Raw genomic sequence first — 10,911 nt, 5'->3', positions numbered from 1 at the left:
ACGCAACGTGGGATTTGTGACACGGAATTAGGTCATATACTCGCGTTCAAAACATCGATTATTCGCAGTATTTCCAAACCGTTCGGATTACTGTTTATCAAGTTTCCTAATCACTTTGTGACCAAAGCGATCCGAGAGCACGAACGCTACAAACTCTCTTTACCGGCAATTGTGTATGAAGGAGAGCACCAATTAAAAGGAAAATTGGTCGACTTTTCGATTTCTGGCTGTGCACTACTTATTCCTAGCGTACATCATTTAGAAAAAGATATGTTTATTGAGATAAAGTCCACACTGTCCCCACTTCTACCACAAGACCTCGCTTGCCAAATCGTCAGTGTCCGTCAACAAGGTCAAGGAGTGTTAGTTGGCGTTAAATTTCTTGAATCAATTGCAATGACAGCTGCATTGAAAAAAGAAATTTTAGAACGCGCTTTTATGGCAACAAGTAGCGTGTAGCATTCTATAAGATAAAAAACCGTATAAGAATGTTGCGCTGTACTTTATTTCTGCCGTTTTTGGAAATGACAAAAAGCCTCATGCAATGCTTTCTCTTTGATGGGTTTAACTATCACATATTCTGCACCTGCAGCCATGAATGCTTCGTTAGTCGATTGCATACCATCAGCTGTACACGCATAAATAGGTACATCCATCATCAGCTCGTGTTTGATCAAATGGGTTGTTTCAACCCCTCCTAAATAAGGCAGTTGGTTATCCATTAAGATAAGATCCACTGGATGATCTTTCAAATAATCAATCGCCTGTAGGCCATCTTCCACTCTTGACACTTCCATACGGTATTTTTTGCAAAATGCTTGAGCAATAAAAGCATTGGTATGGTTATCTTCGACTAGCAACACTTTGATTGGTTTTTCAAACAGCTCATGTGGTGGAGTAGACGCATAGGATGTTACCTCCTTCTTACAGCCACTGACTGCAACTAATGGGAGTTTGATAGAAAACGTCGTACCTACACCAAATTGACTTTTTACGCTTACTGTACCATCAAGCATCTCAATCAAGCTTTTGACAATTGCAAGCCCCAAACCACTCCCGCCGTATTCTCGTGTGGTGTTTGATTCTACTTGAGTAAAAGGCTCAAAAATAAGCGCGAGATCTTGCTCTCTGATGCCGATACCTGTATCGCTAATCGAAATCAACAGATGGCTGCTATTCTTTTGCTGGAACTCAATGCTAATCAGCCCATTGTGGGTAAACTTAGTGGCATTATTTAATAGATTGAACAGAATTTGGTTCAGGCGGACTTGATCGCCATGGATCATCATATCAGGCGGAATATTGCTCTTCAGGCTGAACTCAATCTCTTTTTCGGCACATAAAGGTCGATAGATACTTTCCACAGCAGAGATGACTTCAACCAGCTTAAAATCAGACTCTTGAATTCTAAACTGCTCCTCCTCTATCTTTGAAAAATCAAGGATATCATTCAGCACCGCCAATAAATGTTCACCACTGCTGCATAACACATTCACTTGCTCAAGTTGCTCATGGTTGCTAATTTCACGCTTAAGTAATTGAGAAACACCCAAAATTCCATTCAGTGGTGTTCTCAATTCATGGCTCATTTTTGCAAGAAATTCAGCACGAATACGCGCCGACTCTTCCGCTTCTTGCCTTGCGAGTCGGCTCTGTTTAGCCGCCTCGGCGATTGTCGTAATATCTTGTCCTTGGGTGATGATTGACTCAATTCTTTGCTCAAAAATAATGGGTGATAAATTCCAACGAAAAACCTTATTCCCGACCTCAACATTTATCTCTCGGAAAGTTTCTTGTTCAACCGCAAGGCGTATCTTTGGCTGCAACTCCTGCTTTAATGCATCAAAAATGCACTGCTGCTGATCATTGCGACGCATGAAATATTTTTTTGCGGATGGGTTCATTTTGATGATATCGCCGTCGATACTCCACACTATGATGGGCGAAAGTGAAAAATTGAACAGATCCTCAAATTGTTTTTCTTGCTCAGATAAACGTTGAAATGTGTGTTCTAGCGTTCTGCCGAAGTGATCAAATTCATAGATTTTAGAACCAGAAAAAAGCTCATAATTCCCCGCTTCAGAAGCTTTGCGGGTGTAATTCATCAAGCTACTGATCTCTATTTTGACTCGTCGATGTAACCACCAACGAGTCAAAATAGAGACTATCACCATGGCAAAAAGAGCAAAAATCATCCAAAAAAAATAATTTTCACGCAATTGCAATACGTTCTTATTACTCTGCACACTGAGAACATTAATATAAATTGGTACCCCTTCAGTGGTTAACTCGGTACGGCTTAACATGTAATCTGCAAAACTGTAGGCGTCAAAATTATCGTCTAAAAGATCATGTTCCGTGTAGGTATCATCACCATTAATTGTTGAGGATAAGACCTTGTCACCGGGGCCGGTCGTCATCACGAGATTTTCTGAGTTGCTGCCTTCACGTAATGTTTCTGCCAGCACGTAATTGTTGTTAAGTACGCTAGCAAGATGCAAAAAGCCAATCACTTCCCCAGATGGTGAGTCAATAACGGGTGTACGTCTGAGCATTAAGTAGGTATAGCCCAATTGAGAAGGCGATTTGATCATATGCCAGTTATTACTTAACGCAACTTTATGAGACATGTTTACCAGCTCGTTCTGTTCAATACCATAAAACTGCGCATTGCCATCTTCCCATATTAGGCTGTCAGAATCAGAGATGAAACGAATGTCTGGCGTATTGGTTACTTCTAGCTGGTCAACCCCAAAAAAGAACTGATCAATGCTGTCATTATCGCCATTACGAATTGCTTTAACTAAGCCTGTATTTTTTGCGCTGCTATCTTGGTTTACCTGCAGTAATGAAAGACGGAAGTTAAAGAGATTCTGAATAAGACTGGAGGTTTGAGAAGCCGTACGTTGCACTTCTTGAGCAATGATTTTGCTACTGATCTGATAACTTTGAAATAAAACACTGAGCGTCAACGCGCCAATTACCGCAATCATTGATTTGGTAATCACGGTGGCTATCTTTTGTTTTTTCTTGACGCTGCTTGACCTTAAACTCATTAATGGCTCGATATATCAATGGTCAGAGTAACGAAATGCTCGTTTTTTGAGCTTATCAATATACGCTGAAGACGCCTCTTTGGTTACCAATTCAAAATCACCAGAGTAAACCGTAGGTACCGGTTTTCCTTCAAGATCCCACTTAATGGCTTCGGCCATAGCAACACCTGCATCATCATTGACACGCATAATAGTGACATCAAGTGTACTATTTTGTAACGCTTCCAATTCAGCCTCACCACCACCCCAGCCGTTTAAAGTAATGTCTTCTCTATTTTGCTGCTGCAGCGCATCCATGGCACCGAGTGCAACATCAGTAGAGCATGCATAAATAAAATTAATATCTGGTGTTTGTTTAAGGATATGCAAAGTTGCATCAAATGCACTATCTCGTGTCGCTTTTGTATAAAACGAAGAGGCCAAGTGATATTTACTGTCCCGACTCATTTCTTGGATAAAACTATCGCCGCGTGCATCGCTAACATAGCCTTCAGAATAATAGAGTACAGAATAAGCACTATTCTTTGGCACCGATTTTTTGTAGTAATCCACCAGCTTCATTGTGCCAATTTCATGATCAAACCCCACGTACATAAAAGGCTGCCGATCTCCCCAACTTTTTACTGGCGTGGTGATATTTTGCAGGATAATTTTGGTTTGATTTGAGCTTAACAACTGCTCGATAAATTTACGATGCCGGATGGTATCAAGCGTAAACACCAAATAATCGGATTTGTTTCTGATCGCTTCCATCAGCGATAAACTTTGTTGACGAATATCAATATTCGGACGAGTAAATACCTGATTAATTTGGTATCTGATCCCAAGTTCATCTAAACGCATCTCAAAAGCTTTGATATTGCGTGCCCAATAATCGGAAACTTGTTGGCCTGGATAAACAACAGAAATGTGAATGGGTTTATCTTGCTCTATTGAGAGTGCAGCAGGAGGTTGACGCACTGCCTGTATCATCTGGTCGGTAAGAACCTGTTGCGCAGGATTAAGATCTAAAAACTCTTGATATCGCCAATAGCCATTTAAAACTTGCGCTGCAGCCTGAGTGGAGGCTGCCAAACTGACACTAAATACAAATGAAAGGAACAGGATTTTTCTCATGGCATTCTCGTACACTAACTTCTGGATTAAATGATACACAATGGCTGATTTCGCACTCATCATATTTCCGGACTACCCAATGAAGGATCAAACAAGCATCCTGTATATCATATTGATTATTAAGTATGTGCCTTATAAATGATAGTACAAACTACTAAAAAAGCTGACGTACACTTACTAACCGCTCATTTACTAAACAAAAGCAACAGAATGCTTTCTTATAACTTAAAAGGTGAAAGCTAAATTCCCAGAAATGCCAAATTGGTTATCCCCAGCATAGTTTCCTGCAAGATCGAAACTGACAAGATCTCCGGGACTGATGCCGATGCCAAACGTGACAGCGTTATCCAAAGTATCTTCTAGATCGATTTCATAACCGGCTCGAAGCTGTGCCCATCCCCACGCATTGCCTTCTAAGCCAAAGCGTAGGTATTGCGTATCATCTTTTTGGTCTTTGAAACGACTCTGCTTTGTTGCATCTAAATCGATTGCAGCAGTGAAAAACTCAGTGACATATCCACCCGAGATTGTGACTTGCGTATCCAAATCATATGAACTTAAACCATCAATGGTTTTTAATTCTTGAGCCAAAAGATCCTTTACCGCAACACCCATACGAAAATCGTTAATTAACCATACAGCCCCTAAATCAAGATTGAAGGCATTATCGTTCGTTTCGCTTTTGTCATAATCAGCAAGATCAAATTCTTTTACCGAAATATTTTGCTTATAGGTTCTTAATTGTTGAATTTTAGGCGTAATGCCAAATGCCAATTGCTGACCACGAATGTTGTATATTTTGGCCAGTGCTAGGCCAAATTCTGAGTAACCAAATGCAATCAGATCAACGGTGGAGTTTTTATAACGATTCTCAACGTCGGCGCTGCTATTGCCTGTATTTGCCGCAATATCAGAACGCGCAATCACCTCAGCGTGCCCACGCGCAAAAATATTAAGTGAAACTAGATCGAGAGGAATCGCTATCGCCATACCAATGCCCGCCGATACAGCAAGAGGCTTGTCGTCGGCAAGCTGGTCTAAATACTGGTTGAGCTTATCAATATTACTTTGATTAGGTGTACCCGAATTTTCAAACGCTTTGATGCTATCTTGCAAATCATCAATGGATTTTAGGCTTTTATCTGGATCTCTAGCCGCAGCACCTACCGCAGGGAAAAGCACGCCAAACGTGTCATTATTCCGATACACGGCCACCAATGCAGGATTATAGAATGGGGCTAGCAGATAATCGGCCGTTGTTACGCCTGTATTCCCCATTCCATTACCACGCGCGTCAGCTATCGTGTTCGCCGCTTGTGCAGAAGCACAAGCCAACAAGAGCAACGAAACCAATGACCATTTGTTGTAACTGTTCATATTGCAACCAACCTTGTTATTATTATTCCCTAAACAAGGTTAATACAAATTCTCACATTGCACATAAAATAGGTGAATATGTCGCCAAAAATCTAATTGACGTCAAAATCATTGACATTGTCCACCTCGAAAGAAAAGCATTCTTGGTTTGTCACCAATGACTCTTTTTGCAATTTTGTCAGCTTTTTAATCGCTAACTCAGTTTTTAAAGCGAGGCTTTTACCGCCTTCTACACGTTGAGACCAAACCAATAATAACGGCCCTTTACCTCGTAACGCTTTTGCACCCTTCCCTGTTTGGTGTTGTACAAAGCGTCGTTCAACATCCGTCGTAATACCGCAATACAGTGCTTGGTGGCGGGTTCGAACCAAATAAACCCACCAGTCCGAGCAATCTCTGTGGGGCACCTTATTCACTTACAGTAAGCTTTCCACCAAAGCGCGTAACTCGGCGACTTCATTTTTTAATGCGTGAACCTCATGTTCAAGTTGATCAATACGAGTGGTCACTCCACCTTCCACCGCGTGAGCAAAGCTCTGCTCCAAACTTTCAACGTCAACCTCTCCGGAAAAGAGATGTTGATAACGCGACTCTCGCTTGCCCGGTTCCCGTGGTAGCTTCACCACCAGCGGGCCTGATTCACGGTTGGCTAAACCGTCTAGAATAGTTTCGACTTCTTTTACATCGGTAAAGCTGCATAAACGGTTAGTACGAGTGCGCAACTCTCCCGGTGTTTGCGGGCCACGCAGTAACATGCAGCACACCAAGCCAAGCTCTTGATTTGATAACTTTAAATCGCCAAATTCGGTGTTGCAGAAACGATGCTGATATTTGCTCACTCGACTGTTAAAAGCACTTTCATCACTCATCAAGCGACGTGCAATCAAGCCCTCAGCGGCATCTTGAACCTCAGCTTCGGTTAATGACAGCACTGGCTCGCGGTTACTTTTTTGGTTACATGCAGTGGTCAAACTGTTGAGCGTTAATGGGTAGTAATCTGGCGTGGTCACTTCTTTTTCAATTAAACAGCCAATAATTCGTGCTTCTAGGGGAGAGAGCTCAATATTCATTATAATTTCCTTTTTTCTAAGCAGAGTTTCCTAATCAAGACCACAATCTACGTTGTACGTTGTACGTTCTATGTTCTATGTTCTATTAGTGTTCTAACAACAGTGAGATTCTGATGAGTTTCCCATTGCTATCAATCATCATAATCTTTGCACGGCTTAACTCTAACTCGGTCATCTCTAGCTGTTCACGTTCGCTAATGTAAGCCTCACGTAATTTGACATTGTGATGCTGTTTTGCAGGCACGTCTTTCGTGTTAGGGATTACAATCTCTGAAAGTTGCATATCTGGTATCATTACATTGTCATACGGTGCGCACATGATATAGCGCATTTACACCGCAGTACAATCACTCATGAATAGACTGATGATTTCTTAATCAAGAGTGAGTCAGGATTGATCTAAAGACTGTTATGAATCAGCTCGATATGATTTAATCAGTAGCAATTGACATTCAAGTTGGAAAAGGAACCTATGAGTATCGTATTTGAAATTGTTAACCAAGCTCGCCGTAAAAATAAACTGAAACGTGAACTGCTAGATAACGAGAAAAAAGTTCGTGATAACCGTAAAAGAGTTGAATTGCTTGAGAACTTGCTCGATTACATGAAACCAGATATGACCCACGAAGAAGTCATGGCGATCATCAATAATATGAAAGCCGATTACGAAGATCGCGTCGATGACCACATCATCAAAAGCGCAGAAATTTCAAAAGAGCGCCGTGATATTAGCCGTCGTATTCGCGAGCTGACCGATAAAGATAAACAAATGACTCAAGGCAAAAAGTAAAATTGATGCCGACCATCTTCGAAACCCGCATCAAAGCGGGTTTTTTATTGGCAATAACATTCACAAAGCCAATGAATGTTTCCATCAAACAAAAGCACGATAAATTTAATGCAATAGACATTAAACGTTTGCGTAATCGCTAACCTTCTCCGAACCTGGTTTTGAGTCTTTTATCACATATTAGCTATTGTTATATTAATAGACATAAAATTAACTATGACCATTCGAGGCATGGAGCTTCCTCACTTATCTCACGGCGAGAAGATTGGTACCGACATCGTTCGGCATATATTAAGAGGGTCAAATTATGGAAATGAATGTGGTTGAAATTTTGGGCTATGCCGCCTCAATCATGGTGGCAATCTCGCTGACAATGAAAGATATCGTTAAACTGCGTATTCTTAATTTTGTTGGTTGTGCACTGTTTACCGCTTACGGACTAATGATTGACTCATGGCCTGTAGTGCTCACCAACGGCTTTATCGCCTGCGTAAACATATACTTTTTAGCAAAGATGCAGCGAGAAAAAAAAACGGCTGACGCCAAAAACGCTGCATGATAAACCCAAAATAATAAAAATTGACGTGTAAAAAAAATGCTCTGCCACGATGACAGAGCATTTTTTATCGATAAATCAGAGAGCAAAAACATAGATAGCCAAGCAAAAAGCCTCTAGCAGGGGGATACATAGAGGCCATAAGGCTAAGTATTACTCTTCGTCATCGTGCATAGTTGCCCAAGCTTGCGCACATTTCACCGCACGTTTCCAACCTTTATAGCGACGATCGCGCTTCTCTTCATCTTGATGAGGAACGAATGTTTTATCGATCACGGCTTTATCAGCAAGCTCATCCAAGCTTCCCCAAAAGCCAACCGCAAGACCAGCTAAATAGGCTGCCCCTAGCGCGGTCACTTCTGTCACTTTAGGACGGTGCACTTCGGTAGCAAGCACATCAGATTGGAATTGCATTAAGAAATTATTGGCTACCGCGCCACCGTCTACACGTAACGCAGACAGTTTAATGCCAGAATCAGCTTGCATTGCATCAAGTACATCACGTGTTTGGTAAGCGACACTTTCCAAGGTCGCTCGAATAATATGGTTCGAATTCACGCCACGCGTTAAACCAACAATCGTACCACGGGCATAAGCATCCCAATATGGCGCGCCTAAACCAGTAAACGCTGGCACAACATAAACGCCGTTGGCCGTATCAACTTTCGTAGCGAAATATTCCGATTCATGCGCATCTGAAATCAGTTTCAATTCATCACGCAACCATTGAATCGATGCACCGCCCATAAAGACTGCACCTTCAAGTGCATAGTAAGGTTCACCAGCAGGGCCACAAGCCAGAGTTGTTAGCAAGCCATTGTGTGAGGTGACTTTCTCTTTACCTGTGTTCATCAATAAGAAACAGCCAGTGCCGTAAGTATTTTTTGCTTGGCCCGCCTCAACACACATCTGCCCATAAAGTGCAGCTTGCTGGTCACCCGCAATCCCAGCAATAGGAATACGTGTCCCCCCTTTACCACCAATGTTGGTTTGGCCGTAAACTTCGGAAGAGTTCTTCACTTCAGGCATCATAGACAAAGGAATATCAAACTCTTTTAGGATCTTTTCATCCCAATGCAAGTTATTGATATTGAAAAGCATAGTGCGAGATGCATTGGTATAATCAGTAACGTGAACACGGCCTTGTGTCATGTTCCAAACGAGCCACGAGTCAATCGTACCAAACAGCAGTTTTCCAGCCTCGGCGTCTTCACGAGCCCCTTCGACATTATCCAAAATCCATTTGATTTTGGTGCCAGAGAAGTAAGGGTCAAGCACTAGGCCTGTATTCTCGCGGATATACTCTTCTAGCCCTGGGCGTGCTTTCAATTCTTCACAAATGGATGTGGTACGTCGACATTGCCATACAATCGCATTGTAGACTGGTTTACCCGTTTCTTTGTTCCACACCACCGTAGTTTCACGTTGGTTGGTAATACCAATCGCCGCAATTTCATCACTGCGAATGCCTGCTTTGCCAAGTGCTTCTACTAGCGTCGAACTTTGCGTCGCATAAATTTCCAGTGGATCATGTTCAACCCAGCCAGCTTGAGGGTAGATCTGGGTAAATTCACGCTGAGAAACACTGACAATGTTAGCATCATGATCTAACACTACAGCACGTGAGCTTGTTGTTCCTTGGTCAAGGGCAACAATATATTTCTGCTCAGTCATGGTCTTTTCCTTATCTTTCACGTTAATCGTTTTATGAAGTGTTGTCGTTATTTTAGACGTGAGCTTGCTCACTTTCTTCTACGTCATCACACTGGTTTGGAATGGTGCAGCCTACGCCGACAGTGGGTAAGTACGCGCCAATAAATTTAGGGTAAGCCCATGCCCCAAAACAGGCACCAGCAATAGGAGCAATGATAGGTACGATGAAGTATGGGATATCTTTTGCACCTGTTAGTGCGTAGTCCCAGCCAGCTAAGTAAGCAAACAATTTCGGCCCAAAGTCACGCGCCGGGTTCATTGCAAAGCCAGTCAATGGGCCAAGTGAACCACCGATAACCGCAATCAGAATACCAATCAGCAATGGGTTCATTGCATTGCGATGAGCACCATTATTTTCATCACCTAGTGCCAAAATAGCGAACATTAATACCGCTGTGATGACAAATTCGACCGCCAATGCACCAACAAATGATAATGAAGCATTAGGGTAGGTAGAAAAAATACCTGCTGTGGCTAACGCTTCTTGGCTGCTACGGACAAAATTGTGTGCGATTTCATAATCAGTAAAAAGGTTGCTGTACAAGCCGTAAACCAGAGCAGCAGAGCAGAATGCACCGAGCATTTGCGCCGCAATATAGGGAAGCACTTTCGCTTTATTAAAGCCATGAAAGGCGGCCAGTGCAATGGTCACCGCTGGATTAATGTGAGCGCCAGAAACACCCGCAGTGCAATAGATAGCAATTGCCACACCTAAGCCCCACATGATGCTGATTTCCCACTGGCCAAATTGTGCACCAGTGAGAACTAAGGCGGCAACACAACCTACACCGAAAAAAATCAGCAATCCCGTGCCGATAAACTCCGCTATACACTCTCCGAGAAGAGTATGTTGTTTTGTTCGAGTCATAGTAAGTGTCCTTGTTTATTTTTTGTGTACACAATGTCTGTGTGCGGCAAATTTTGCACATTTCTCTTCCCACGAAAATTAAAAAACAGCATTTATGAGCGTTCGAGCACAATTCTGTTACTTTTAATATTATTTTTTGTTAATTAACTCATTATTTTGATCTTCTGCTCACTAACGCAGATCTTAACAAATGATAGGAAACTAAGGGAGTATCTATAAATAGCAACATAAGCAAGTGTAATAATGGATAGAGATATAATTCCATACTGATAAAAGAGGCATGATGAAGAGGTCATCGGATCAGCTCGTAAGCGTATTCGCTCTCCAAAACGACTACAGTTGTTAAATTAACTCAACCTAAATTG

Annotated in this window: 11 protein-coding genes; 3 read left to right on the top strand and 8 right to left on the bottom strand. The window is 42.0% G+C overall.

The window, feature by feature from the left end; genetic code table 11:
• Nucleotides 1-459: PilZ domain-containing protein (locus tag VOR_RS0111775; protein WP_010319904.1), on the top strand; the 459-nt coding region annotated here is incomplete at its 5' end.
• Nucleotides 460-503: 44 nt separating this feature from the next.
• Here VOR_RS0111775 and luxQ read toward each other — a convergent pair.
• From luxQ to VOR_RS0111745, 6 genes are all read right to left on the bottom strand, one after another.
• Nucleotides 504-3,056 (bottom strand): quorum-sensing autoinducer 2 sensor kinase/phosphatase LuxQ, encoded by a 2,553-nt coding sequence (gene luxQ, locus VOR_RS0111770; RefSeq protein WP_029627138.1) that lies wholly within the window; start codon nucleotides 3,054-3,056, stop codon nucleotides 504-506.
• A 15-nt stretch (nucleotides 3,057-3,071) separates the two neighbouring features.
• The gene (locus tag VOR_RS0111765; protein ID WP_010319902.1) at nucleotides 3,072-4,172 is read right to left on the bottom strand and encodes an autoinducer 2-binding periplasmic protein LuxP; all 1,101 of its coding nucleotides are present in this window, start codon (nucleotides 4,170-4,172) and stop codon (nucleotides 3,072-3,074) included.
• 225 nt (nucleotides 4,173-4,397) lie between these two features.
• The gene (locus VOR_RS0111760) at nucleotides 4,398-5,549 is read right to left on the bottom strand and encodes a conjugal transfer protein TraF (RefSeq protein WP_010319901.1); all 1,152 of its coding nucleotides are present in this window, start codon (nucleotides 5,547-5,549) and stop codon (nucleotides 4,398-4,400) included.
• A 92-nt stretch (nucleotides 5,550-5,641) separates the two neighbouring features.
• A complete protein-coding gene (locus VOR_RS0111755; RefSeq protein ID WP_010319900.1) occupies nucleotides 5,642-5,965 on the bottom strand; it encodes a GIY-YIG nuclease family protein in 324 nt (107 codons plus the stop codon).
• Nucleotides 5,966-6,619 (bottom strand): YceH family protein, encoded by a 654-nt coding sequence (locus VOR_RS0111750; RefSeq protein WP_010319899.1) that lies wholly within the window; start codon nucleotides 6,617-6,619, stop codon nucleotides 5,966-5,968.
• An 85-nt stretch (nucleotides 6,620-6,704) separates the two neighbouring features.
• Complete coding sequence (locus tag VOR_RS0111745) at nucleotides 6,705-6,902, bottom strand: hypothetical protein (RefSeq protein WP_010319898.1); 198 nt, start codon at nucleotides 6,900-6,902, stop codon at nucleotides 6,705-6,707.
• Nucleotides 6,903-7,091: 189 nt separating this feature from the next.
• On the opposite strand from VOR_RS0111745, the gene VOR_RS0111740 reads away from it, so the two are divergent.
• Both VOR_RS0111740 and VOR_RS0111730 read left to right on the top strand, forming a co-directional pair.
• Complete coding sequence (locus tag VOR_RS0111740) at nucleotides 7,092-7,409, top strand: DUF496 family protein (protein WP_010319897.1); 318 nt, start codon at nucleotides 7,092-7,094, stop codon at nucleotides 7,407-7,409.
• A gap of 307 nt (nucleotides 7,410-7,716) precedes the next feature.
• Nucleotides 7,717-7,968: a YgjV family protein gene (locus VOR_RS0111730; protein WP_010319896.1), complete on the top strand. Its 252-nt coding sequence runs from the start codon at nucleotides 7,717-7,719 to the stop codon at nucleotides 7,966-7,968.
• A gap of 150 nt (nucleotides 7,969-8,118) precedes the next feature.
• Here VOR_RS0111730 and glpK read toward each other — a convergent pair whose 3' ends face one another.
• Together glpK and VOR_RS0111720 are read right to left on the bottom strand one after the other, a co-directional pair.
• Entirely contained in the window at nucleotides 8,119-9,639 is a 1,521-nt protein-coding gene (glpK, locus tag VOR_RS0111725) for a glycerol kinase GlpK (RefSeq protein WP_010319895.1), read from the bottom strand.
• Between the two features lie 52 nt (nucleotides 9,640-9,691).
• Nucleotides 9,692-10,546, bottom strand: a complete 855-nt coding sequence (locus tag VOR_RS0111720) for an MIP/aquaporin family protein (RefSeq protein WP_010319894.1) — start codon at nucleotides 10,544-10,546, stop codon at nucleotides 9,692-9,694.
• Nucleotides 10,547-10,911 lie beyond the last annotated feature (365 nt).

The organism is Vibrio ordalii ATCC 33509 (genome assembly GCA_000257205.1).
Lineage (GTDB): Bacteria > Pseudomonadota > Gammaproteobacteria > Enterobacterales > Vibrionaceae > Vibrio > Vibrio ordalii.
Note: the sequence above shows the minus strand (reverse complement) of the source record. Positions and strands in the feature narration are given on the sequence as shown.

What these genes read in the sequence shown, in the direction of transcription:
- VOR_RS0111760 (WP_010319901.1), bottom strand. Translation starts at nt 5,549, where the DNA reads ATGAACAGTTACAACAAATGGTCATTGGTTTCGTTGCTCTTGTTGGCT.
- luxQ (WP_029627138.1), bottom strand. Translation starts at nt 3,056, where the DNA reads ATGAGTTTAAGGTCAAGCAGCGTCAAGAAAAAACAAAAGATAGCCACC.
- VOR_RS0111720 (WP_010319894.1), bottom strand. Translation starts at nt 10,546, where the DNA reads ATGACTCGAACAAAACAACATACTCTTCTCGGAGAGTGTATAGCGGAG.
- glpK (WP_010319895.1), bottom strand. Translation starts at nt 9,639, where the DNA reads ATGACTGAGCAGAAATATATTGTTGCCCTTGACCAAGGAACAACAAGC.
- VOR_RS0111745 (WP_010319898.1), bottom strand. Translation starts at nt 6,902, where the DNA reads ATGCAACTTTCAGAGATTGTAATCCCTAACACGAAAGACGTGCCTGCA.
- VOR_RS0111740 (WP_010319897.1), top strand. Translation starts at nt 7,092, where the DNA reads ATGAGTATCGTATTTGAAATTGTTAACCAAGCTCGCCGTAAAAATAAA.
- VOR_RS0111730 (WP_010319896.1), top strand. Translation starts at nt 7,717, where the DNA reads ATGGAAATGAATGTGGTTGAAATTTTGGGCTATGCCGCCTCAATCATG.
- VOR_RS0111750 (WP_010319899.1), bottom strand. Translation starts at nt 6,619, where the DNA reads ATGAATATTGAGCTCTCTCCCCTAGAAGCACGAATTATTGGCTGTTTA.
- VOR_RS0111765 (WP_010319902.1), bottom strand. Translation starts at nt 4,172, where the DNA reads ATGAGAAAAATCCTGTTCCTTTCATTTGTATTTAGTGTCAGTTTGGCA.